Source organism: Mesorhizobium sp. B2-3-14 (assembly GCF_006442175.1).
Classification (GTDB): domain Bacteria; phylum Pseudomonadota; class Alphaproteobacteria; order Rhizobiales; family Rhizobiaceae; genus Mesorhizobium; species Mesorhizobium australicum.
Window position 1 is genome coordinate 65,259 of the sequence record NZ_VFVP01000017.1, and the last position, 22,831, is coordinate 88,089.

Consider the following 22,831-nt stretch of genomic DNA (forward strand, 5'->3'; position numbering starts at 1 on the left):
ATCGCTATAAGCGATGAACACTTCTGGACCGTTAAAAGGCCCTGCGCGACAAGGGGCCGCGCGTGCCCTGCCCGGCAGGCTTGTTCGGGGTCGCTACATCGCCGCGGAGCCGACGCGCCAGTCCGGCGACGAATAGGATGAAAACCGGCGAGAGCTGGACGAGGCGGCGGCAGCCACGGCATCTGAGACCACAACGTCAACAGCTTTTCAGATCAACTGATCCGCTTCTGGGATGGTCTACCAGGACCTATCGCACGGTACAAAGCGCCTTGGGTTAAACTGTGAGGATAGGGATAGACGCGCGACGTGTCTGTCAGCAGGCACATCGCCATCCCGGATATATGCAATTTCGCTAAAATTATCGGAACTCATCGCGGTCCCACGTTTTGACTCCGATTCCAGGAGTTCGCGTGCGCATGAGCAAGACCGAATACCGCCTGTCATTCATCGAGTTCCAATCGCCAACGCTGGTCGAGAAAGCTCCTGACGGCGGCAGCTGGTTTCACGAGATCAAGTATGACGGCTACCGGACCCAACTCATTGTGGAGGGTGCAACAGCGCGAGCCTTCACGCGCCGGGGTTACGATTGGTCACATCGGTATAAGCGAATCGTTGAGACCGCCGCGAGCCTACCGGCAAAGTCCGCGATCATTGATGGCGAGGCTGTCGTTCTTGGCGAGACCGGGCTCCCTGACTACCAGGCCTTGGAACGGGAGCTAGGCAATCCGGCCTCGCCGAGGCTCATCTTCTGTGCGTTCGACCTGCTTCATCTCAACGGCAGCGATCTTCGGCAGCAGCCGCTTTTGAAGCGCAAGGCGGCCTTGGAGAAGCTGCTCATGGGTTCAGCGCCGACGCTAACCTATGCAGAACATCTCGAGGTGAGCGGCATGGATATGTTCGCCCACGCCTGCCGTATGGGCTTGGAAGGCATAGTGTCAAAGCTTGCCGATTCCCCCTATCGCTCCGGCGTTCAGACAAGCTGGGTCAAGGTCAAATGCATCAAGAGCGACACCTTTCCTGTCGTGGCTTTCGTCGAGAAGCTTGGCGCTCAACCGCGCCGGATTGCCTCGCTCTACGTCGGCAGGCGTGAAGGCGACCGGCTGCTTTATGCCGGCAAAGCCCAGAGCGGCTACAGCTTGAGCATCGCGCGACAGCTCCGGGAGCGACTGGACTCGCTGATTGTCGACAAGCCGCCATTGTCGGAGCCGATCGACAAGCCCAAGGCCACCTGGGTTAGGCCGGACGTTCTGGCCGAGGTGCAGTTCAGCGGCGTCACCGACCGCGGCATCTTGCGCGAAGCAGTATTCAAAGGCCTTCGCGAAGATCTCGTCACGATGCCCGCAAAGCCGCTCGCCCCGTCGAAGCGGCGGAACAGGGCCCAGGGAGACGCAGTTCCCCGTGAGAACGTTCTTCAGCTGCTGCCGGACGCGATCTCGCCTTCCAAAGAAGCCCTTATGCACTACTGGGGACAGGTTGCCGAGCAAGCGCTGGTCCATCTCGGCCACCGACCACTGAAGCTGGTCCGCCACGCGAGCGGGACCACGTTCTATCACAAGGGTCCCTTGCCCGATGTGCCGGGCGCCGTGCATCAGCTGCGCGTCCAGAAGCGCGAGGGTGGGGAGGGCGTGCGGGTGTGGGTGGATGATCTCGCCGGTTTACTCGGGCTGGTCGAGATGGATGCTATCGAACTTCATCCGTGGAACGCCACCATCGACGACATCGAGCGGGCCGACCGCGTCGTGCTGGACCTCGACCCTGGCGAGGGCGTCGAGTGGGAGCAGGTGATCGAAGCGGCGCTGGCGCTACGCGACATCCTAGAGGCTTCAGGTCTGAAGAGTTGGGCCAAGGTCACCGGTGGCAAGGGCATCCATTTGATGGCCCCTCTTGAGACAAAGATGACCCACGACAACGCCCGGCAACTCGCCAAATCGCTTGCCCGGTGCCTCGCTGACGCTCATCCCCACCGCTACCTCCTGTCTGCTGCCCCGGCGGCAAGAACGGGACGTATTTTCATCGATTACCTTCGCAACGGGAGAGGCAACACGGCCGTGGGCGCGTTCTCTCCACGAGCACGCCTCGGATTTCCCATCGCACACCCTGTGACATGGGGCCAGGTTGAACGGGGGGTGCGTCCAGACGCCTTCACCATGGATCACCCGTTCAAGGCAGTCATCAGGAAAGCAGCCTGAGGTGAAGCCAGTGCGGCGTGCTTTGGCAGTGCTGTCCAATTTTGCTGCCCTTGCCGCCTCGATTCCGGCGCGGTAAGGGATCGTGCCGCTTCGGTCACGCATGAGGTCGCCGGGAGCCGAGCACTGCCGGAGCGGCCTCAACGCGGCAATTGTCATTGGCCCGATCCGCGCGCCTGCAAGGCTGGTGCAAGCGATCCCCTGCCGGAGCGGTCGGCGATTACTCCCGACGTGCATTGGCCCGATGGCTTCCGCAGCCGCGCTCGGCTGGAAACGACCATCATCTTCCTTGTCTGCGACTGGATACCACCATTTGTTATGGGGGGCATACGGGAAAAATGGCAACCAAAGACTGTGCAGAACTCGATTAGCCAACCCCTGCCTGCCTGATACGGATGCCTTCGGAAAAACCCGTCGTCCTCATCCTGGAAGATGAGGCCCTTATCGCTTTCGATATCGAGGCCGCGCTGAATGACGGTGGCTTCAACGCGGTTGTGCTGGCGTCATGTGCGGAAGGTGAAACCTTTTTGGCGGCAGCCCGACCAGACGCCGCCGTGCTGGATGTCTCGTTGAAGGACGGAGAATGCTCCGCCTTGGCAAAGACGCTCGTAGCTCGCGGCGTGCCGTTCATTGTCCACACCGGCAGTGACCCCGTGGCCAAGGATGACGTATTCAGTCGCGGCATTGCGTTCGGCAAGCCATCCAACCCGGGCTGCCATCGCGGTCAGCTCCAATGACGGGGGCGCGCCCGATGCGCTTGCAGCCAACTTCGCCAAGTCGCCGATTAAGACAGGTTGATTGCGACGTTGCGCAGCAGCGCAACGGATTTTCGCATACCTTCCATCGGGGTCAGCATCATGTCCTCGTGCTCAATTGACAAGACGTCGTCGTAGCCAACCTGCTTGAGAGCGGTACAGAACTGCCGCCACCAGGTCTCACCGTGACCGTATCCTAGTGTGATGTAATTCCACGCTCGTTCGGCATAGAGGTGTGGTGGGCGCGGGTCCAGCGTGCCGTCGATGGCTGCGACGATGGGCTCGACCCGGGTATCCTTGGCGTGGACATAGTAGATGGCCGAGCCGAGCGTGCGAATGCCGGCAATCGGATCCGCCCCCATCCACAGCGGGTGACTGGGATCATAGTTGGCCCCGACCGTCTCTCCGACAGCGTCACGCAGCTTGAACAATGTCTGGACATTGTACACGGCCTGATGGCCATGCAGTTCCAGGCATAGCTTGTGAATGCCAAGGTTCTTTGAAAACGCCACGAGGTCGCGCCAGTAGGGAATGATCCGCTCCTCCCACTGATAGCGCTGGATCTTGAGGCATTCCGGCGGCCAATCGGTGATGATCCAGTTCGGGTTGGCGTCGCCCGGTCCGCCCGGCAAGCCTGACATCATGACGACACGGTCGATCTCCATCAGGCCGGCCAAGCGAATGGTGTCCTGTGTCACACCATGATGGAGTTTCCCCTGGGGGCCCGGGTGCAGTGGGTTGCCCGAGCAATTGAGCGCTGCAATCGTCAGCCCGTGATCCCGGATCTTGGCGACGAACTCCTTGCGCGCGGCAGCGCTCGCGAGCATGGCTTGCAGGTCGATATGGGGCGCCGACGACCAGTTTCCGCACGCGAACTCCAATGTCTGAAGCCCAAGCTCGGCGGAGGCGGCTAACATCTCGTCGAATGAGAGGTCGCCGAGGCTGTCCGTAATCATGCCGATCTTCATCGGAAGCTCCTCATTTCGGTTGATCTAAAACCTGACGGTCTCGAACCGGCCCGACTTGGCGGAGGCAAGCGCTGCCTCGCATAGGATCATCGCTTTGCGGCCGTCGCTTGCCGTGACGTCAGGCCGTCGCCCCGTTTCAACGCAGGTAATGAAATGATCGATCTCGGCCGCGTAGGACTCGGCATAGCGCTCGACGAAGAAGTAGTAGGGCTTGTCGCGCGATATCGCCTTTGCGCCTGACATTTCGACCGATGTCGGCACCCTGTTGCCGGCCCTCAGCATCCCGTCCGCGCCATGCACCTCGACGCGCTGGTCGTAGCCGTAGGCGGCCCTGACGCTGTTATTGATGTGACATTGCCGGCCCGACGCCGTGCGCAGCACGAACATCGCGGTATCGTAGTCCCCCAGCTTGGCATATTGCGGCGCGACAAGCGACGACCCGGTCGCGAAGAGCTCGACCGGCTCCTCGCCCAACAGGTTTCGTGCCATGTCGAAGTCGTGAATGGTCATCTCCCGGAAGACCCCCCCTCCTCCCGCCAGCGCTTCCTCGGTTTCCGGCTCCGGATCCCGGCTGGTGATGATGACCTGTTCGACGGCACCGATCTCGCCTTGCGCAAGTCGCGCCTTCAGCGCCCGAAAGCTCGGGTCGAACCGACGGTTGAATCCGATCTGAAAGGGCACAGCTGACTTCTCGACAGCCGCCAGACATTGATCGGTGCGCTGGAGATCGAGATCGATCGGCTTTTCACAGAAGATCGCCTTGCCGCTGGCGGCCGCGGCCATGGCCAGGTCGGCATGCGTTCTCGTCGCCGAAGCAATGAACACCATGCCGATTGATGGGTCGTTCATCACAGTCTGGGTGTCGGCGATCTCGGCCCCTGTCAGGGCCGAAACCTTCGATGCAGCCTCGGGGTTCGGATCGACGATGTAGCGCAGGCGCACGCGGGGGTGGCGCGCGAGGTTGGCCGCATGTACCTGGCCGATAAGGCCCGCTCCGAACAGACAGACATCGATCATCTCTTTGATTTTCCTAAAAGGCAGCATGGTGCCGGGGCGGCCGTCAGCCTGGCCGGGACAGCGACTGATTGACGTGAGCGGCTGCCCAGCCGGGTCGTCATTTCACGGCTCCCATGGTGAGTCCGCGAACCAGGTGGCGCTGCACCAGCAGCGCGAAGACGACGATCGGCAACGCGCCGATAACGCCGGCGGCCGACATCGAGGCCCAGTCGGTGTCGATGCGGCCGATCAGCGTGGCGGTGCCGCGCGGCATCGTCATCGCGCGAGGCGTGGCCGTCAGCGCCAGGGCGAACAGGAATTCGTTGAAAGTGACAAGCACGGCAAAGATGGCGGTCGCCGCGAGGCCGGGAGCTGCCAGCGGCAGCGTGATGCGCCGGAACGCTCCGAAGCGGGAATCGCCATCGACCATGGCGGCTTCCTCGAGATCCACGGGGATCTCCCGAAAGAAGCTCTCCATCATCCAGACGCAGAAAGTGATGTTGAAGGCGGTGTAGGTGGCGATCAAACCCAACCAGCTGTCGAGCAGGCCGAGCTTGAGCATCAGCAGATAGACCGGGATCAGGATCACGACCGGGGGCACGATGCGCAGCGTCAGCAGGAACAGCCCGACCTTGCGCTCCATCATGAAAGGCAGGCGGAAGCGGGCGATCGCATAGGCGCCAAGGGTGCCGCCGAGCAAGGCGATCGTCACGGAGAAGAACGTCACCACCAGCGAGTTGGTCAGATAGGCGCCGAACTGCTTATCGGTGAACAACCTGATATAATTGTCCAGCGTCGGACCGTGTGGATAGAGTGTGCCTTCCTGGGTGATCTCGCGATTGGACTTAAGCGATGTCGAGACAAGCCAGTAGACGGGCAAGAGCACGATGGCCAATACGGCACTCATCAACCCGATCCGCGCCAGACGATTGTTCATGACGCATCGACCCTGCGCAGAAGCCGCACGGCGCTCAGGGCCAGCGCAAGCACGACGAGCCCGATAGTGACGAACAGCGCGGCCGCATAGCCCGTCTGCTGGAATTTGAAGGCGGTGTCGTAGCCATAGATCGAAACCAGCCGCGTCGCCTCGCCCGGCCCGCCCCGGGTGAGCACGAACACCTGGTCGAACGTGCCGAAGGCGTCAATCGTTCGCAGCACGATGGCGATCGCCAGCACGGGCCGCATCATAGGAAAGGTAAGATCGGCAAACACCCGCCACGCGCCAGCGCCGTCGACGCGAGCGGCCTCGAAGGGTTCATGCGGCAGCGACTGCAGGCCGGCCAAAAGAATCAGGAACATCAGCGGCGTCCATTCCCAGACGTCGAGCACGACAAGGCCGATGAACGCCTTGACGGGATCTCCGAGAATTTGCACCTGGCCGCCGCCCATCCACTCGGAGACTGCCGTCAGCATGCCCGCGTCGCTGGCATAGATCAGCCGGAAGACGATGGCGACCACGACCGGCGTTATCACCATCGGGATAATCAGGATGGTTCTCAGCAGGCGAATGCCGCGAAATTCGCGCAGGCAAAACAGCGCCAGGGCAAAGCCCAGAATTGCCTCGAAGGTGACCGCCAGGGCGACGAATTTGACCGTCACCAAAAGCGAATTCAAAAACTGGGGATCGCTCCACAGTTTTATATAGTTCCCCATGCCGGCATCGGCGACCACCGAGCCATAACGATAGGCCTTGGTGCTGGCGCGCAGGCCGTCCCACAAGGGATAGACGAGCACGCCGAGCACGATCAGCACGCCTGGCGCGAGCATGAGATAAGGGAGGGCAAGGTCGAACCCCGCCGCCTGCAGACGGTACTTGCGGTTCTGCGCCCCGCGATTTGGCATCAGTAATAGCCGACTGACGACAGGTAATCCTTGACCTGCTTGGCGGCGGTGTCCAATGCGGCCCCGCCTCCCGAGCCAGCCTGCAGCGCCTTGTTGAGCTCGATGCCGAGCAGTTCCTCAACCTTGGCCCAATCTGGCGTGCGCGGCCTCGGCAGCGCGCCAGCGTCGAGCTGCTGCAAGGCGACGGGGATCAGCCGGTTGCCGGGCTTGGCGACGCCGAAGGCGCTCCGCTTGACCGGGATGGAACCTGCTTCGGACAGCTTGGCCTGGACGTCGGCGCTGACATACCATTTCAGGAACTCGATCGAGTTGGCTTTGTTGGGCGCCGATTTCGGAATGCCGGCAATGAAGATGCCCATCTGAGCGATCGCCGCCGTCTGTTTCGGCACTACGCCGAAATCGAGCTTGCCAGCCACCTTTGTCTGCGTTGGATCGTCGGCCTTCAGCGCATTGCCGGAGTATTGGATGATTGCACCTGCTTCGCCGCCGAGGATCGCCGCGCCTTCCTGGTCCGAGTCGAACTCGACGACACCGCTTGGCGCGTTTTGCTTCATGGTGCCGACGAAGAATTCGGCCGAGGCTTTGCCTTGGGCGGAATTGAAGACCGGGTTCCACTTGTCGTCGAAGAAGGAACCGCCAAACGACAGAAAGACCGGGTACCAGCTGGTCACGATCGGATTGCCTGATACGCCGCGGAAGACGACCGGATATTTGATCTTGCCCGCCGCCACGCCTGCCTTGCCTTTGGCGATGACCTCGTCCCAGGTTTTCGGCGCACCGCCTGTGTAGACATCGTTGCGGTAAGTCAGCGTCTGCAGATCGCCGACGAACGGCACGCAGATGAGCGCCGGCGCGGCGGTTTCAAAACCCTTCACGCGCGGGCCTTTCTGAGGCGGCCAGTAGCCCATGTCGATCATCGAGCCGATCCAGTCCTTGTCGCCGCCATCGATGCCGGCCGCTCCAAGATCCTCGAGCACATTGGCGGCGCCGAACTGCGGCACCCATGGATCGTCGAGAAGATAGAGGTCGTACTGGCCGGCGCTGTTCTTGGCGTCGGCGAACCACTTCTCGAGCGTTACGCCGTATTCATCCTCGAGGAATTCGATGTCGAAGCCAGCATCCTTGGCCAGTGGGATGATCTTCTGTTTGAACGGCGTCAGGCCGCCATCGGCGAAGGCGCCAATGATCACCTTCTTGCCAGCGGCGCTCGCCGGGACAGGCAGGCCGAGGGCGGTAAGGGCCGTCGTGGCAAGTGCAAGGCCAATTCCCCCCTTGAGCACGGAACGGCGAGTAAGTCTGCTAATGCTGGACTGCGTCATTTCACTCTCCATCACTGTTGACCCTGTGGACGGCCGTCAGGCCGGCGGAATTGAAGAAGCATGCATTCGACACATCGAAAGTGAGCCCGATGTTGGCGCCCACCGCCCCCCGGAAGTCGCGGCCGGCACGAACCGAGACATTGCCGCTGCCGATGCGGACATTGACCAAGGTCTCGTTGCCCATCGGTTCGACGACATAGATCTCGCCGGGTAGAGCGGCCCGCGTGCCGGGTGCTACAACACTCATGTCCTCCGGCCGCAGTCCGATCTCGACCGCCCGCGCAGCGCGGCATGTCGCCAGCCGGGGCGCCTGTATCGGAACCATTGCTCCGCCGACTGCGATGCATTGTTCAGCAAGCGCGACCGGCAGAATGTTCATCGGCGGGTTGCCGACGAAGGTGGCAACGAAACGGTTGGCCGGGCGGTCGTAGATATCGGCCGGCGGCGCCATCTGCTGCAGTTCACCGGCGTGCATGACCGCGACGAAGTCGGCCATGGTCAAGGCCTCGACCTGATCGTGCGTGACGTAGAGGGTTGTTGCGCCAAGCCGCTGGCAAAGCCGCTTGATCTCGCCGCGCATGGTCAGGCGCAGGCGTGCGTCAAGGTTCGACAGCGGCTCGTCCATCAGGAAAGCGGCCGGATCGCGAACGATGGCCCGCGCAAGCGCCACGCGCTGCCTCTGCCCGCCCGAAAGCTGGCGCGGCCGGCGATCGAGCAGGTGGCCGATCTCAAGGACCGCGGCGACCTCGTCAATCTTGGCGCGGCGCGAGGCATCCGGCATGCCGCGAATCCATAGAGGATAGCCGATGTTCTCAGCGACGGTCATCTGCGGATAGAGCGCATAGCTCTGGAAGACCATGGCGATGTCGCGGTCGCGCGGCTGCAGCCGGGTTACGTCACGCTCACCGATGAAGAGCTTGCCGGCGCTCGGCATGTCGAGACCGGCAAGGATGCGCAACGCCGTCGTCTTGCCGCAACCCGAAGGACCGAGCAGGGCCAGGAACATGTGGTCGGGGACTGCGAGGTCAAGCGAGCGCAAGACGTTCAGCGCGCCGTAGTTCTTGACTACACTTTGGTACAGGACAGAACTCATTGCCGCTACCCAGCGCGCCCTAAGCGTATCAGTTCTCCCGTTCCTCGACCTCGAAACCGGCTCTGAGGGCCAGGTCGTGCAGGTTGCGATAGCCCATCGTCGCATAGGTAAGGGGATGGGCCTTGCTCGGATCCTGTTCGGCCTCGACCACCAGCCAGCCGGCATAGCCATTGTCAGCCAGCACCCCTAAAAGCGTCGGATAGTCGATGGACCCATCGCCGGGCACGGTGAAGATGCCTTCCATCACCGCGCCCATGAAACTCATATCCAGGGCGCGAGCGCGCTTCAGCACATCGGGCCGCACATCCTTGCAATGCACGTGAACGACGCGACCGATGTGATGCCGCAGCAACGTCTCGGCATCGCCGCCGGAAAACAGGCAATGGCCGGTGTCATAGAGGAGGCCAACGGCTTGCCCTGAACCGGCCATCAGCCTGCCGATCTCGTGATCCGTCTCGACGATTGTCCCCATGTGGTGGTGAAAGGCCATGCCAACGCCAAAATCGGCGAACCGTTCAGCCAGTCGCGTTATCTTCTTGCCGTAGGATCTCCACTCGTCGTCGGCGAGCTTGGGACGCTGCGAGATCGGATCGTGAATGGCGCCATGGCGGCCACGCGACGTATCGGCGTAGACGACGTGCTTGGCGCCGAGGTCGCGCAGCAGCGTCAGATGCGGCAGGATGGCGTCGAATTCCTCCTCGACCTCCTTTTCGCAGATCCGGCCATCGTACCAGCCGGAGACCAGTCTAAGACCATGGGTCGCGAGAGCCACGGCGAGGTCCTTGCTGGCACGCGGGAACTTGCCGCCGAGTTCCGTTCCCGCGTAGCCGGCTTCGGCCGTTTCGGAAAGGCAGACCTCGAGTGGGGTATCCCCGCCCAGCTCGGGCACGTCGTCATTGCTCCAGGTAATCGGATTTATGCCTATGCAGACAGCCATCATCGTTCCTCATCGGACAGGCCGGGCCATTTGCTGGCGGTGCCTCATCAAAACCAATCAGGTCGATGAAGGCGTCGGCTCGTGGTGTCTGGGCCCGTTGTTCCCTCTTCCTTTCATTTAAGCGCCGATCTGTCTCCATCGCGAGAGCCAGTTCGGTGAGAAGTGAAGGTGCCAGTTTCACTTCGCGCGGCGCTCGTCTAAGCTCGATCCGCTCTCATCCCGCGAGGCTTTTCCAATGCAGCTATCGAGGCGTAAGCGCCAAGGCTTTCCGATGGACGCGCTGATGATCAATCGGACTGTGGATGAACCGATTCATCGCCAGCTCTACCGGCAGATTGCCGCGATGATCCGTGAGCGTCGTCTGGCACCGGGATCGGAATTGCCGTCGACGCGCGCGCTGGCTGAGGATCTGGGCCTCGCCCGCAACACTATCGTGGCTGCGTATGACCAACTGGCGACGGAAGGTTATCTTACGAACCGGCAGGGCGCGCGACCGGTGGTCATCGACCTGCCCGTGAACTCGACCGATCAAGGTGGCAAACCCACGGCCGTGGCGATCCGCCGCCCGCTTTCGAGGCGCGGCGAGAGCCTGATGCAGCAACCCTTCCATCATGGAGCGCCAGGGCGCTTCGCCTTTCATCCGGGCATGCCGGACCCACAAAACTTCCCGTTTGGCGTCTGGGGCAGGCTGCTCGCACGCCGGGCAACGTTTGGCGCCGACATGTTGTTCGGCACCTATCATGTGACCGGCCTGCCGGCGCTCAAGGAGGCGATTGCCGGCTACCTGACCTCGGCCAGAGGGGTGCGATGTTCTCCCGAACAGATCGTCGTAACGACGGGGGCGCAGGCGGCGTTCGATCTGCTGGCGCGTCTGCTGCTCGATCCGGGCGACACAGTCTGGCTGGAGGAACCGGGCTACTACGCGGCCAAGGCAACCTTCACCGTCGCTGGCGCCAACATTGTGCCGCTTGTTGTCGACCGCGATGGATGGCAAATGAGCCAGCCCGAGATTTCACCGCGCCTGATCTATGTGACGCCCGCCTGCCAGCACCCCTTGGGAATCACGATGCGCATGGACCAGCGGCTGCGGCTGTTCGAAATCGCCGAGCGCAACAATTCCTGGATCATTGAAGATGATTTCGACGGTGAGTACAGATTTCAAGGAAGGCCGGTGCCCGCCATACAGAGCATGGATTGCGCGGACCGGGTCATCTATGTCGGCACCTTTGCCAAGTTGCTGTTTCCGGCGCTCAGGCTGGGGTTCATGGTCCTGCCCGCCGCCTTGTGCGAGGGCATTCCGCATGCGCTGAGCACCACTGGGCAGTTCGCGCCCCTCCTGCTGCAGGCAGCACTGGCCGATTTCATCGATGAAGGCCACATGACCCGCCATCTGAAGCGCATGCGGCGCATCTACGCCGAGCGCCGCAAGCTTTTCTACGAATTGTGCCAGACCGAACTGGCCGATCACATGACCCTTTCGGCGGCGGAAGCCGGAATCCAGGTCGTTGCTTCGCTTCACGGAAGTTGCGACGATCGGGCGGTCGTGCAATGCGCCGACAAACTCGGTGTCAACGCATCGCCGCTTTCGAAATATTACTGGTCATCCTCCGGGAATGGCCTCGTGCTTGGCTATGCCGCCTGCAACAAGGCCGACAGCGAAGCGGGAATCCGACGTCTGCGCCAGGCCATCGAGCAGGTACGGACTTTGTCATAAACCCGTCGGCCTGCCAGGAAGCGGGAGCCGGCATCACCTCGAAATCCTTCGCCATGACTTGCCGAACACCTGGCTGCTGACCTCACCTGGCGGGGACGGGCGCTGAACGGTCTCGGGTCGGCGTCCGACGTCGGAGTTGTCCCGATTCAGTTCGATCTGGCCCTTGCGCAAATCGTAACATCGCATTGGCCCAGGACCTGATTGGCTCACAATGGCCAAGCAAATCCCGACCAGATACCCAGTCAACCGCCTCGCATGTGCCCCCCTGTGCAGGCATAGCGGTGTCTCTGTTCATCCGCCACAGATGCGTGGCGCATTAACATACCATCGAGCGAGCCTACCGCGCCTTCTCAATAATTGCCGTTGTAGTACCGGTCATCGCACGGCGCGGTGTAAATTCGGCCGTAGCGGTCCTGGTACCGGCAGAGCTGATCCTCACGACGCTGCGGGGTGGTGGCGGAGCCGACCACTGCTCCTAGCAACGCGCCGCCGGCCGCGCCGATCACGGTGCTCTTCGTGTTGCCGCCAATAGCCTGGCCGACCAGGGCGCCGCCGGCGCCGCCCAGCAGAGCGCCCGTAGTTGCCCGCTGCTGGCCTTCCGTCTGCGTTTCGCAGCCTGCCAGAGCTGCCGTCATCAGGACAGCCAAAACCGCTTTGTTGAGTCTCATCTGAGGAACCTCCTTGAGGCCGCGAGGGCCGATCGCGCCAAGTGCTGCGGCATTGCGGCGGAACGGCGGCGGGCTGTCTCACGAAGTGAGACATGGTTTCTCGCTGGTTGAACGTTGATCTAAAACGGGCCCTAATCAGCCAGATTGTTAGGCACGACGTTCCCGTGGCGGTGCTGACAGTTTCCCTGATTGGCGCCGGTCCGGCCATTTTCCCAGCAGCGGCGTTGCATTGCTCTCAATCACTGACGTGCCGAATATTGGGATGAGCGACGGCTCTTCAGCCTTTTTCCTACCTCCAGTTTTCAGCGCTGCGATTTCTTCATCGCGCCTCGTGATGCGGCTTTCCAAGTTCGCGATGCGCTCGGTTAGAAAGTAGCGGCCGGCGACGAATCCTCCGCTCCCGAACAGAACTGAAAAGGTGGCAAACGCTATGGGGTTGCCGATGACCAATGCGGCATTCGTTTGGAAGAAGGCGATCAGGTCGTGCATGTTGAACATCCTCTTGGGTTCCGGAGGGTGGAGTTCCGGTCCGAACGACCACGTCCTTCGAACTAGCCTCGCCGCCGCCGTTTTTTGGCGCCCGGCACAAGCCTCTCCTGCTCATCTGCTTTCAGGAATAAGGAATATATTCCTGTCTCGTCAAGGCCAATCCTTGACCTTTTGTTCTTATTTTGTTCACTGCTGGCCCATGACAGGAAGGCGAACGATGAGACTTCAGCTGGAGATCGAAGGAGGTTCCTCAACAGAGGAGCAGCGCGCCATCGAGGCTACTAAGGCTGTGTTTGCGGCGGCGCGCATCTCGTCCGAGCAGGCAGCAGATGGGATGTCCGCGGTTGAAACTTGGGGCGATGCAGGCTGTCACGACGATCAAGCTCCCGTGCAGGACGAGGATATGGATGGATGCCAACAAGGCGGCGATCGAGTTGTTGGATTGATGTGGGACTGCGATCCGCCTTCTCAGAAAGAGCCGAACTCATCGTCGTCGTGGCATTCGACCGCGGCCTAGATAGAGAACTGTTCACGGGTTACGGCCCGACTGATCAGCAAAGCGAGGAGCGGGTGATTAGGATCGCCAAGGCGCTCGCCTCGAAGCATGTCGGCGTGATTGCCTGAAGCCGAGATGCGGACGCTGCATTGGGCGACTACGGCCCACAACCCTCTTCGTCATCGCCGATGCCAGACATGGAATAAGCCCAGTCACTTTTGCGCCGCGCCTCCCGGGCGGAGTTGGCACGGCAGGATCCGGTCCCATCAAAATATCGCTGGGGGCGCGTATGACTGGAGCCGGACGAATATCGTGCCGCGGCAGACCCGGTTCCGTAGGTGGCCTGCGAGGTTCTACGGCAACAGAGCAGATCGGCTTCGCGCGTTACGCAGCATCCCTACCCGATTTTCGGCCCTTGGATTTGGTGCCGCCCTTGATGCCTTCCTTGGCAAGGCTCTTGCGAAGCACCGAGGCCAGGTCGATGACGTTTTCTTTTGGCGCCGGCGCCGGCTTGGGCGGTGCTTTTCCCTTGCGCTTGGCGTCGATCATGGCAATCAACGCATCCTCGTACGTGTCTTCGAACTTCGACGGATCGAACTTGGTGACTTTCTTGTCGATCAACAGCCCGGCTATTTCAAGAAGGTCTTCATCGTATTTAGGGCTTTCCAAGCCATTGAACACGGTCTTTTCCGACGTCATCTCGTCGTGAGTGCGCAGCTCGGTCAGCAGCATCCCCTTCTGGAAGGGCTGGATCAGCACCTCGCGCCCGCGCTGGTAGAGCACCACGCAAGAGCGCGCGGCCACGCGCTTGTTCGCCATCGCGTCACGAAGAACCGAAAAGGCTTCGAGCGAGGCGCCGTCCGCCGGGATCAGATAATAGGGCTTTTCCAGATATCGAGTGTCGACATCCTCAATTGCGACAAATGAATCCACCTCAAGTGTGTGGGCCGATGTCAGCTTGAGCTTCTTGATCTCATCGGGCTCGATCTTGATGAAATGGTCCTTGTCTACCTCGTAACCCTTGACCTGATCCTCGCCCTCCACGACATCGCCAGTCTCTTCGTCGACATAAGCGCTTTTGACGGGCAGCCCATCTTTCCGGTTCAGTATCTTGAAATGGATCTTCGAGGCCTCGCTGGTTGCACCGACCATCTTCACGCCGCACGAAACCGACCCGATCTTCAGGAAGCCTTTCCAAACCGCGCGGGGTGCCGCCATGACATCGCTCCTTGTCTGCCGTCAGTAAGAACACACGAAGTCGCCACCTGTTCCGTCGGCGCACCCCGGCTCCGCTACTCGGTCGCCGCCATCGGGCTGGTAATTACGACAGCGCGGACATCCCGGGGAATGCTGTGGACCGGTAGACGACCGCGTTCGCGCATGCGCGGCCGCGACGGCGCTGCCGGTGATGTGCCCACCGTGCAACCTCATTTAAGTCAGCTCGAGCCAAGCGTAAGCCGGCCTCTCCGCGCCTGTACATGGCGCATCGACTGACCATGTCCCCAGTCGGGTTTCCCTTGCAGCATGCGAATGGCCACCGCCTATATACAGATCCGCTTTCAACGCTCTAACCGGCGGTGTTAGAGACGTGGATTAGCTGAAACGCGAATTTCTCCTGCTAGCGTCCTTGCCTCTCCGATCGGTTGGCAAATGGCGGGGTTCAGAAGTCCTAATGCCGGCAGTGTCTTGACGCCAGCAAGGTGTTCGAGTTGCATCAAAACGGCGTCCACCAGGAGTGCAACGGCTCCAGATGACCTGCCCAGTGTCGCGGAAGCAGCCGCCTTAAGGGCGATCCCTGTCCGAAGAGATCGGTGGAAACGCGGCGGGCGAGTGCCAGGTCGTGTGCGGCCCGATTTTTCGGAGGCGCTAACATTGGTGATTCCGCTGGAGCAGCTTTCCGTGTTTGTTCGCAAACGGAAAATAGGCCGCCGTAGCGGAGCCTCAAAATGATGGACCGCATACGCCGGGTCGGAGGAAGTTTCGAGGCCGCAATGATCTTGATCATGGCCCTAGCAGCAATCGGAATCGTCTTGGTCATCACCACCGACATTTTGTGAGTTCTCAGACCTCATGGCCCTGGGCAGCGTTCGCTCGCTCGTCGAGTTGCGTTCCCAAACTGGTGGCTCGCAGACCTGATCTTGTCAGCACCGAAACTGGCAAAATGTCGAAACCCGGCAGCTACGCCTCGCCGTATCACTCCGGCGGACGCGCCGGCGTGATCGCCCTCCATGGGGTTCTCCGGCGCCATTGCACCGCACTGGGCTAACTCGACAGGAACAATCAACCGATCTTCTTGTTTGACGGCGATCGCGGTTGACCATCTGCCCTTTGCGCTGCCGCGGAACAAAATCCACAGGTGGCCGAGCCTGGAGACGGTCACCGCGCGGGGCGAAACTTCTGATCGTTCAGGTTTCGTAATCGGTAGCGGGAAAAAGAGATGCTGGACAAGACCTGGCGAATTACGAAATCGAGTGTGGCCGGCTTCATCGGCGACAGCGCTTTCAGTCATGGCGCCGCAATGGCGTTCTTCGCCGTGACCTCTCTGGGACCCATTCTGTTGTTGGTCGTGGCCGTAGCAGGCCTGGTATTTGGCCAAAGCGCCGCGCGCGATGCCGTCGCGGGACAATTGACGGGCCTGATGGGCGGTCAAAGCGCGGATGTCATACAAAGCGTACTGCAAAGTGCCTCCAACCGGTCGTCTGGTGCCATCGCCACGATTGTAGGCCTGGTGACATTGTTGCTGACAGCGTCGGGCGTGTTCGGTGAGATGCAGACCGCCTTGAATGAGATCTGGAAAGCAAAGCCCCAGGGGGGCTCCGTCTCTCGCTTAATCCGTGCACGGACGGCCAGCTTGGGACTGGTGATCGCCCTTGGCTTCTTGCTGATCGTTTCGCTTGCTGTGAGCGCCGCCATTACCGCGCTAGGCGACACGATAAATCGGCTTTTGCCGTTCGGATCAATCTTGATCGAAGGGCTGAATGTCTTGATTTCCTACCTGCTGATAGCAGTGCTCTTCGCCGCCATCTACAAGGTCCTGCCGGACCGCCATCTGGAGTGGCGCGACGTGTGGTTCGAGCGTTTGTGACGGCCGCGCTGTTCACGGCTGGCAAGAGCCTGATCGGCTTGTACTTGGGTAGCAGCGCGATGGGATCGTCATTCGGAGCCGCCAGCGCGTTGATCATTGTGCTGCTCTGGATCTACTACTCCTCGCTAATTTTTCTTCTTGGTGCCGAATTCACTCACGCCTACTCTTTTGAACATGGAAGCCGGCGACCCTTAGGTGAGGCTTCATCGGGTTGAGCCACGGCCGCAGAGCGGCCGGATACGGGGCGAAGACGCGATTGGCAAAAGTGCGGGATTGTTGTTCCTGGAGCGAAGACGGATCGCCAGGGCTACGAACCATCGACTTCGCCATGGGCGACCCAGGAACCACCCGTCGTTTTCGGACCCGTCGCCAGCGGTCCCCCCGCGATACTGACACGGGTTCGAGACGACGCATGGCACAGCGGGCCTTCGTCACTTACTCTCCTATGACCCCATCGAACATGTTGCCCTACGCCTCAACGCTCAGCCTCCGGAAAAGCCGAACTGGAACCTAAACGCACAGGGCTGGTTTGATGGCAAGAAAGGAGACCTCCATGATACGCTTACTCGTTCAACTCGGCGCTCTCTGTCTGGCGTACAATTTCGGCAAACAAATTGGCCGTGAGCAGGGCCGTCTTTCACCAACGGGCCAACCGCGACGCCGCTCCTTTTCGGAGGCGGGTGCCGCGCAGACTGGTGAGCGCAACGAACAAGGTTAGCCGCTTGCAGACTGCGGCCACCTGCGAACCGCAGCGCTTCTGAGGGACCACGCGACGTCGGGCCTCATGCTGGACGAGAAACCTTAGCGGCATGGCGCTCCGCGAGATTGCCCGGCAACTCATCGGGCGGGCGTTGGGCAGGCTTTGCACGAGTGTCAGCGCGACGAGGGCCAACGGTGCCTCCTCAACCTGGTAATTGCAGAGCGTCCGACAGTAATTACACCCCCACAGTCAATCCGCACTGTCAGCTTGTCGGCTTTGCGATCGATACGGATGATATCCCCGACGAGAACGACCTCATCTCCAGCGCGGGTTTTGGGTGGCGGGTCAACCGAATAGGGTTGACCATAAGACGGAATGTTTACTTGGGCACGTCCGCTGGGCAGTATTGAGGCGACGGTGCCCTTCAAGGCGACCTCGTCACCGATCTCAAATTCCCGGGGCACGCTATAATGTAGCATGAGCCTCCTCCGGCGCTTCAAGATATCAATGCCGGCAAACTGACTTGGTTGCGTGAAATCGTAAGTCTCTCTCATCGCCCGGTGAGGCCGAGCACCCTCTCCCCGGAGGGACACAATGCGCGCGGTTAGGAACTCCAACGCTCCTGATTGACCGCCCGCGATCCAGGAACTCACAAGCGCGCGCGGTAATCGCCCGGGCGCCGTGGACGTCGTACATGTCACCCCGAGCACCGCGTTTTCTTTCCAACTCGTCTTTTCGCGGCAGCTACATGCCACTTCCTGCGAACAAACGCGGTTTCGATCCTAGCAGCCAGGCTGCCATTGCCGCGTTAGGCGCTTTGCGCCAGATAGGCCACGGTCGCAGTCCCACAGCAGAGCCGTGGTGAGGTCATTCAAGTGATCTTCTCTGAATGTGGCAGCGAAGCGACCGTTACATTCTCTTCGCCGCAAGGGCTTCGCCGTGCCGACGATCACGTCTTGACGGATTGGGTTGGCGGCCGCTGCATGCCTTCGCCGCCGGCCCGGCGGGTTCCTGACCACAACGGGGCCACGGAGTCTGTAAGGGGTTATGAAAGCAGTGGATAGTTGCCGAGCAGAGGTGTTCCGGCACGGACTGTTGTTTTAGTCTGCCTCGCCGGATTAATACCCAAGGCGGCCATGCTCGAACGGTTTAGCCCATGTCAGTTTCTGCCTTTCCTGTCAGCCGAGAGCGTGCATCGGTTATGATCGTCGCCGACGCAATAGCTCGGCTTCCGAATGACGAAGCGGCCGAGCTTTGGTTGGAAACGGCTACGCATCTGTTGTCAGTCGCGATTGAACGCGGGGATGACACAAACCAGGCGCGCACTGAGGTCGTTCGGTTCTTCGATGCGGTTCAACGGATGCGAACCACGGTTTCATCAAAATAGATGGAGACGACAATCGTAGGCTGTGAAAAGCCTACAACTATGAACAGTCTCGTTTCGCACATAGTTGGCGTTTACCGGTGCCCCGGTATCCCAGCATTTGTCTGCGTGAGAGAGGGAACCAGGTGCAGTTACCTATCGCAGGACGTTTACAGAGCGTCTGGATACCAGCCCGAATTCGAGGGGCTGCCTTGGGAATCGGAATACCGGGCCGCCAGAAACCCGACAATCTTAGCAACCGATGATACGAAGCGGTAAGTGCCTAACCATACCATCATGGAACCAAGCCCAATCCGGCAGGTTCACCAACGTTATGCCGCTATACTTCTTCGACACGATTGAGAATGGACAGATCACTCGCGATGATCTGGGTGTCGAGATGAGTCTATGCGACATGCGCGAGGAAGCGAAGCGGCTTCTGCCTGCAATCGTGGCAGACCACCCGCTGCCGGCAGACCTCAACGATTTTGCGGTATGGGTCCGCGACAAGTCCGGGTGCTGTGTCTATGAGGCGAGCTTAACGCTAATCACAAGGACGCTGCTTGCGCCAGCGTAGGCCGCCCAGGCTTTTTGGCCGAACCGTGGTGTCACCTGTAGGTCGTCCAAGCGTTGCATGACGCAGCTTTTCTCGCGCTCGGACCTTTCCACGCCTGACAAGGTTTAGCCGTTAGCGTTGTCATTCGGACTGGTCCGCCGAGCTTTCCTTGCATGGTTTTCGCAAGCGCTTTTGTTTGCTAGCCTTGAAAGCGCCGAAGGCGCGCCGGGCGCAGCAGTCCGTCGCCATGAGCACCATGGCAGGCCTGCCGGACTCGCGCTGCACTCCATCGGTCGCGTTTTGATTATCCGGCAGTTCATCTTTGGCCCAGTGCGATAGGGGCTGGTGCGACGCTTGGCGACCATGCCTTGGTTGACGAGGTGAAAGACAAGTCCACCTCCAGTGCGGCGAAACACACAGCCCCGCGTTCCTCCGAGGCATCGGAGCCGACCAGGGAGAGCACTCATGAGTCGACATGGAATGGTTCAGCCTTCAGCTTCAGGCACTCAGCCGCCAGCATCGACGCACGTCTATGGTGATGATCAACTCCAGCAGAGCCGGGCCCGGCCGCCCACCGGTCCCGACAACGTCCGGGCAACTATTTTTGCGCTTTGGCCATTTTCGGGCGGTGCGTTCTACGGGGCTCCGTTCGACTATGGCGGCCGCTATTGCGGCCCGCGCTACCACAGTGACTATCCTGGTTATATGGCTCGGTATCCGCACCGCTACTCTAGGCATCACCACCGCCATTGCCGGGTCAAGCTGTTGCACCGGGACCATTACCAACTGGGTGTTGGAACGCGTGCAAATTTGCCCTTACTGACGGCCCGCCTCGGCTTCACTGATTTCTTCTCGGTTAACTGGCCCTCGTTACTTTGGTCGCGCCGATCACCGCCAAGCGACGTGTTCGACGTGCGAAGTCCATCGACAGGCGGCAATTGCGTAAAACGGTGGCCGCCACGGCACAATGAGCGCAAGTGACATGAGCGGAGGATGGGAATGATCATCTTGGCTGGCCAGCCGCCCGGCTGAGACGAGGGTCCCCGAAACACTACGGGCAAGTTGCTATTCCTATCCGAATCTGCTCTCCTCTTCCAAGGACCAGTCGCAACGCAGTTTGCTGAATCCATGGTCCCTGTCCTTGATGGCGACCGACGTTTCCCCCGCCCCCCAACCGGCGTCGGTCGCCCTGCTCTTTGGGCAGTTCAATCGCCGATGGCCATGGTTTCCGAGAACGCGGCAGACCTCCCCGCGAGAGCCGCCGGACCGGCACAGGCAATCCATCTGAAGGCAGCATTCTTCTGCGCCATCGCGGTGCTCATGGACAAAGGACGTGGAGAAAATGTCCAGCTTCGTGGGAACTGCTCGCCACCGCCATAAACATTGTGGAAAGAACAAGCCGAGCGCGTCAGATGGCCCGAGATTGGACAGCCTATCCGATTAGACCGTCGGGTTTGTTGGAGCAGCCTTGAGCATTACCCGTGCGCTTTCTAAACCGGACTTTGGTCCCGGTTGCTTCCGACCGAAGACCAGCATCGGGAACCTTCGATTCTGCGTGAAGTTGGGTCGGAGCTCAAAATTTGTCCGGTGTGAGGCTGGTGGAAGATGGCACTCTCTCGACGACTGCTGATGTGCAACATGACGTTCGAATGTCCTCATTGCGGTTTCGCGCTGAAACGGGCAGGCAGTTGGTTTCAGGTCGTTTCCTCGCGCCGCTGCGAGGGATGTCAACGCCAGTTTCGAATCACTTATACCGACAAACTCACCCTCTTCGCCAAGCATGAGCAGGAGGCAGTGCTTGAGGCTCACAGCGCTAACCGCCAGATTGCATCGTAGTGATGCCTGTTCAAGTCACGGCATTCGAGATTACAACTCCGCCCTCCCCCGCCGCCAGCCAAAGGATATGGAACGATGCTAAGTGGAGCTGTCACATCCCCCGTGCCTTGGGGATGCGCGTCGCCAGCCTTCGAGCCCGAATGCAGGCGGCCGAGATCACTGAAGACGAATTAATGGCCTTCCAGAAAGTCGTCGCGATCATGGAAAACGGACTAGGCCGTATCGATGGCGACGATCTTATTGCGGCCTCCTTCGTCGACGATCTTTCGCCGGAGAACGTAGCCGACCACGCCGACATTCAGCCGACTCTTTGACTCCCGTGCCGAAGCAGCGACAAAGTCGCAGGCGAACTTGTGGCAGCGGAATCGCCCACGTTGATCGCCGTCATGGGACCCGACCGCGACGAGTTGCTGGCTAGGGGGGCGCTCCAGCTGCCATTCTTGCGGCGGTGTTCAGGCCCGCTTGGACCTTTCGGGATTGACGCTCAGAGTGCGGGTTCTCGTCGCAGCACTTGCTAGGTGGCTTGCGCCAGCATTGCTGGCGGGCTGATCGGACTAATGTGAGCTGCGACGTTGAAGTCTCGCAGGGGGCGTCTCTGCTCCTTGCGACCTCATGCAGCGCCCAAGTTAGATGTTCCTCGTATGCAATGCTGGCCGAAAACTGGCGCACAGTGGTTTATTTTTTGAGCCGTGACAGAGGCACACGCATGGAGATTACCAACCCACCGGCCGCCCAGTCGCGCGAAATTGTGCCGTCGAGCCCAGCAATGGTTGCTTGCTCAAGCTGGGTACCGAAGCCCGAGCTGTGAGCAGGTCCATAAATCTCCGGACCTCCGGTTTCGCTCCAGATCAGAAGAAGGCTTTTGGCATCAATCATACTCAGAACATCCAATTTCCCTCCAGCGCTTGCAAAACAACCGTGTTTGGCCGCATTGGTCGCGAACTCGCTGATAATCAGCGCCAGCGATGTCATGGCACTGCTTCCGAGGGGGACATCTACCCCCTTGATGCTTGTCCCGATCTGGGGCGCATTTTTGTACGGCGCAAGAACCGCGTTGAGCAGTGCCAAGAGGGTCGTCTCGCGTTGAATTTCGGCGTCGTCCCGGAGGTCTGCCAAAATAAGATCATGGGCACGGGCCAGTGAGGCCAGCCGGTCTCGCATGTCGCCTGCCAACTCGGCCGCACTGCTCGCTGACCGCTCACTCACCGAAACCAAAGCCGACGCGACAGAAAAAAGATTCTTCACTCGGTGATTCATTTCCCTCAGCAGCAGCTTTCGCCGTTTCTCGTTTCGCCTCCTCTCGGAAATATCCCTCGCGATCTTGGATGCGCCCAGAATTGTGCCACCATTCCCCAGAACAGGCGAGACAGTCACCGAAACCTCGACCAGGCTGCCGTCTTTGCGCTTCCGAATGGTGTCAAAATGTTCGACGCGCTCGCCCCGACGTATCCTCTCCAGAATGGCATCTTCCTCTTGCCGTCGATCTTCGGGAATCAGGATGAGTATCGATTGCCCGACGGCTTCTTCGGCCGAAAAACCGAAGATACGTTCGGCGCCGGTATTCCAACTGGTGATGATGCCTTCAATCGTCTTACTCAGGATCGCGTCGGTAGAGCTCTCGACGATGGAAGCAAGCCAAGCGCGTGCGTCTTCACTGGTCTTAGCGCCGATTTCTTCATCGGGCGGAGGCGGCACCAAATAGAGAGGCACAGCGGCTGGACCAATGTCACCCTGACCGAAACGCAAAAATCCATTCCTCTTGGCAGGCAAATGAACGGGCATCCGATCTCCTTGCTTCCAGAAAAATGCAGGCGTCGAACCGCGATAG

At 60.4% G+C, this 22,831-nt stretch carries 19 protein-coding genes; 8 read left to right on the forward strand and 11 right to left on the reverse strand.

Going from position 1 to position 22,831, the window contains the following annotated elements:
- The first annotated feature begins 416 nt into the window (after nt 1–416).
- Nucleotides 417–2,189: a DNA ligase D gene (ligD, locus tag FJ950_RS28415; protein ID WP_140620445.1), complete on the forward strand. Its 1,773-nt coding sequence runs from the start codon at nt 417–419 to the stop codon at nt 2,187–2,189.
- 392 nt (nt 2,190–2,581) lie between these two features.
- Nucleotides 2,582–2,923, forward strand: a complete 342-nt coding sequence (locus tag FJ950_RS28420; RefSeq protein WP_140620447.1) for a response regulator — start codon at nt 2,582–2,584, stop codon at nt 2,921–2,923.
- Between the two features lie 47 nt (nt 2,924–2,970).
- Here FJ950_RS28420 and FJ950_RS28425 read toward each other — a convergent pair whose 3' ends face one another.
- The 7 genes from FJ950_RS28425 to iolE form a co-directional block, all read right to left on the reverse strand.
- Nucleotides 2,971–3,909 carry a sugar phosphate isomerase/epimerase gene (locus tag FJ950_RS28425; RefSeq protein WP_140620450.1) on the reverse strand — a complete coding sequence of 313 codons (939 nt, stop codon included), beginning with the start codon at nt 3,907–3,909 and terminating at the stop codon, nt 2,971–2,973.
- Nucleotides 3,910–3,933: 24 nt separating this feature from the next.
- Nucleotides 3,934–4,926, reverse strand: coding sequence for an inositol 2-dehydrogenase (gene iolG / locus FJ950_RS28430; protein ID WP_140620452.1), 993 nt, complete (start codon nt 4,924–4,926; stop codon nt 3,934–3,936).
- Between the two features lie 97 nt (nt 4,927–5,023).
- Nucleotides 5,024–5,842 carry a carbohydrate ABC transporter permease gene (locus tag FJ950_RS28435; RefSeq protein ID WP_140620454.1) on the reverse strand — a complete coding sequence of 273 codons (819 nt, stop codon included), beginning with the start codon at nt 5,840–5,842 and terminating at the stop codon, nt 5,024–5,026.
- Nucleotides 5,839–6,747 (reverse strand): sugar ABC transporter permease, encoded by a 909-nt coding sequence (locus FJ950_RS28440; protein ID WP_140620456.1) that lies wholly within the window; start codon nt 6,745–6,747, stop codon nt 5,839–5,841. The genes FJ950_RS28435 and FJ950_RS28440 overlap by 4 nt, the downstream gene beginning before the upstream one ends.
- Complete coding sequence (locus tag FJ950_RS28445; RefSeq protein ID WP_181166437.1) at nt 6,747–8,066, reverse strand: extracellular solute-binding protein; 1,320 nt, start codon at nt 8,064–8,066, stop codon at nt 6,747–6,749. The genes FJ950_RS28440 and FJ950_RS28445 overlap by 1 nt, the downstream gene beginning before the upstream one ends.
- Nucleotide 8,067: 1 nt before the next feature.
- Nucleotides 8,068–9,159, reverse strand: coding sequence for an ABC transporter ATP-binding protein (locus tag FJ950_RS28450; RefSeq protein ID WP_140620459.1), 1,092 nt, complete (start codon nt 9,157–9,159; stop codon nt 8,068–8,070).
- Nucleotides 9,160–9,187: 28 nt separating this feature from the next.
- Entirely contained in the window at nt 9,188–10,096 is a 909-nt protein-coding gene (iolE, locus tag FJ950_RS28455) for a myo-inosose-2 dehydratase (RefSeq protein ID WP_140620461.1), read from the reverse strand.
- Between the two features lie 283 nt (nt 10,097–10,379).
- On the opposite strand from iolE, the gene FJ950_RS28460 reads away from it, so the two are divergent.
- Nucleotides 10,380–11,810, forward strand: a complete 1,431-nt coding sequence (locus tag FJ950_RS28460; RefSeq protein WP_224643183.1) for a PLP-dependent aminotransferase family protein — start codon at nt 10,380–10,382, stop codon at nt 11,808–11,810.
- Between the two features lie 350 nt (nt 11,811–12,160).
- On the opposite strand, the gene FJ950_RS28465 is transcribed toward FJ950_RS28460, so the two are convergent.
- Nucleotides 12,161–12,478 carry a YMGG-like glycine zipper-containing protein gene (locus FJ950_RS28465; protein ID WP_015316698.1) on the reverse strand — a complete coding sequence of 106 codons (318 nt, stop codon included), beginning with the start codon at nt 12,476–12,478 and terminating at the stop codon, nt 12,161–12,163.
- A 147-nt stretch (nt 12,479–12,625) separates the two neighbouring features.
- A complete protein-coding gene (locus FJ950_RS28470) occupies nt 12,626–12,967 on the reverse strand; it encodes a hypothetical protein (protein WP_140620465.1) in 342 nt (113 codons plus the stop codon).
- Nucleotides 12,968–13,184: 217 nt separating this feature from the next.
- Between FJ950_RS28470 and FJ950_RS29665 the strand changes: the two genes are divergently transcribed.
- Entirely contained in the window at nt 13,185–13,484 is a 300-nt protein-coding gene (locus FJ950_RS29665) for a hypothetical protein (protein WP_181166436.1), read from the forward strand.
- 363 nt (nt 13,485–13,847) lie between these two features.
- Here the strand turns inward: FJ950_RS29665 and FJ950_RS28480 are convergent, their stop codons facing one another.
- The gene (locus FJ950_RS28480; protein ID WP_140620467.1) at nt 13,848–14,681 is read right to left on the reverse strand and encodes a Ku protein; all 834 of its coding nucleotides are present in this window, start codon (nt 14,679–14,681) and stop codon (nt 13,848–13,850) included.
- Nucleotides 14,682–15,900: 1,219 nt separating this feature from the next.
- Between FJ950_RS28480 and FJ950_RS28485 the strand changes: the two genes are divergently transcribed.
- The 4 genes from FJ950_RS28485 to FJ950_RS28510 all read left to right on the forward strand — a co-directional run bounded on the left by FJ950_RS28485 (nt 15,901) and on the right by FJ950_RS28510 (nt 21,317).
- Nucleotides 15,901–16,548 carry a YihY/virulence factor BrkB family protein gene (locus FJ950_RS28485; RefSeq protein WP_281406539.1) on the forward strand — a complete coding sequence of 216 codons (648 nt, stop codon included), beginning with the start codon at nt 15,901–15,903 and terminating at the stop codon, nt 16,546–16,548.
- On the forward strand, nt 16,545–16,763 hold the full coding sequence (locus FJ950_RS30155) for a YhjD/YihY/BrkB family envelope integrity protein (protein ID WP_281406538.1): 219 nt from the start codon (nt 16,545–16,547) through the stop codon (nt 16,761–16,763). Before FJ950_RS28485 ends, FJ950_RS30155 begins: the two co-directional genes overlap by 4 nt.
- A 1,641-nt stretch (nt 16,764–18,404) precedes the next feature.
- Nucleotides 18,405–18,635, forward strand: a complete 231-nt coding sequence (locus FJ950_RS29995) for a DUF6074 family protein (protein WP_140620471.1) — start codon at nt 18,405–18,407, stop codon at nt 18,633–18,635.
- A gap of 2,508 nt (nt 18,636–21,143) precedes the next feature.
- The gene (locus FJ950_RS28510; protein WP_318013337.1) at nt 21,144–21,317 is read left to right on the forward strand and encodes a hypothetical protein; all 174 of its coding nucleotides are present in this window, start codon (nt 21,144–21,146) and stop codon (nt 21,315–21,317) included.
- A 361-nt stretch (nt 21,318–21,678) separates the two neighbouring features.
- On the opposite strand, the gene FJ950_RS28515 is transcribed toward FJ950_RS28510, so the two are convergent.
- Nucleotides 21,679–22,785 carry a PAS domain S-box protein gene (locus FJ950_RS28515; RefSeq protein WP_140620479.1) on the reverse strand — a complete coding sequence of 369 codons (1,107 nt, stop codon included), beginning with the start codon at nt 22,783–22,785 and terminating at the stop codon, nt 21,679–21,681.
- Between the last annotated feature and the right edge of the window lie 46 nt (nt 22,786–22,831).

What these genes read in the sequence shown, in the direction of transcription:
- FJ950_RS28435 (WP_140620454.1), bottom strand. Translation starts at nt 5,842, where the DNA reads ATGAACAATCGTCTGGCGCGGATCGGGTTGATGAGTGCCGTATTGGCC.
- FJ950_RS28440 (WP_140620456.1), bottom strand. Translation starts at nt 6,747, where the DNA reads ATGCCAAATCGCGGGGCGCAGAACCGCAAGTACCGTCTGCAGGCGGCG.
- FJ950_RS28425 (WP_140620450.1), bottom strand. Translation starts at nt 3,909, where the DNA reads ATGAAGATCGGCATGATTACGGACAGCCTCGGCGACCTCTCATTCGAC.
- FJ950_RS28485 (WP_281406539.1), top strand. Translation starts at nt 15,901, where the DNA reads ATGCTGGACAAGACCTGGCGAATTACGAAATCGAGTGTGGCCGGCTTC.
- FJ950_RS29995 (WP_140620471.1), top strand. Translation starts at nt 18,405, where the DNA reads ATGTCAGTTTCTGCCTTTCCTGTCAGCCGAGAGCGTGCATCGGTTATG.
- FJ950_RS28420 (WP_140620447.1), top strand. Translation starts at nt 2,582, where the DNA reads ATGCCTTCGGAAAAACCCGTCGTCCTCATCCTGGAAGATGAGGCCCTT.
- FJ950_RS28445 (WP_181166437.1), bottom strand. Translation starts at nt 8,066, where the DNA reads ATGACGCAGTCCAGCATTAGCAGACTTACTCGCCGTTCCGTGCTCAAG.
- FJ950_RS28470 (WP_140620465.1), bottom strand. Translation starts at nt 12,967, where the DNA reads ATGCACGACCTGATCGCCTTCTTCCAAACGAATGCCGCATTGGTCATC.
- FJ950_RS28510 (WP_318013337.1), top strand. Translation starts at nt 21,144, where the DNA reads ATGCAGGCGGCCGAGATCACTGAAGACGAATTAATGGCCTTCCAGAAA.
- FJ950_RS28465 (WP_015316698.1), bottom strand. Translation starts at nt 12,478, where the DNA reads ATGAGACTCAACAAAGCGGTTTTGGCTGTCCTGATGACGGCAGCTCTG.
- FJ950_RS29665 (WP_181166436.1), top strand. Translation starts at nt 13,185, where the DNA reads ATGAGACTTCAGCTGGAGATCGAAGGAGGTTCCTCAACAGAGGAGCAG.
- FJ950_RS28450 (WP_140620459.1), bottom strand. Translation starts at nt 9,159, where the DNA reads ATGAGTTCTGTCCTGTACCAAAGTGTAGTCAAGAACTACGGCGCGCTG.
- iolG (WP_140620452.1), bottom strand. Translation starts at nt 4,926, where the DNA reads ATGATCGATGTCTGTCTGTTCGGAGCGGGCCTTATCGGCCAGGTACAT.
- FJ950_RS28460 (WP_224643183.1), top strand. Translation starts at nt 10,380, where the DNA reads ATGATCAATCGGACTGTGGATGAACCGATTCATCGCCAGCTCTACCGG.
- ligD (WP_140620445.1), top strand. Translation starts at nt 417, where the DNA reads ATGAGCAAGACCGAATACCGCCTGTCATTCATCGAGTTCCAATCGCCA.
- FJ950_RS28515 (WP_140620479.1), bottom strand. Translation starts at nt 22,785, where the DNA reads ATGCCCGTTCATTTGCCTGCCAAGAGGAATGGATTTTTGCGTTTCGGT.
- iolE (WP_140620461.1), bottom strand. Translation starts at nt 10,096, where the DNA reads ATGGCTGTCTGCATAGGCATAAATCCGATTACCTGGAGCAATGACGAC.
- FJ950_RS28480 (WP_140620467.1), bottom strand. Translation starts at nt 14,681, where the DNA reads ATGGCGGCACCCCGCGCGGTTTGGAAAGGCTTCCTGAAGATCGGGTCG.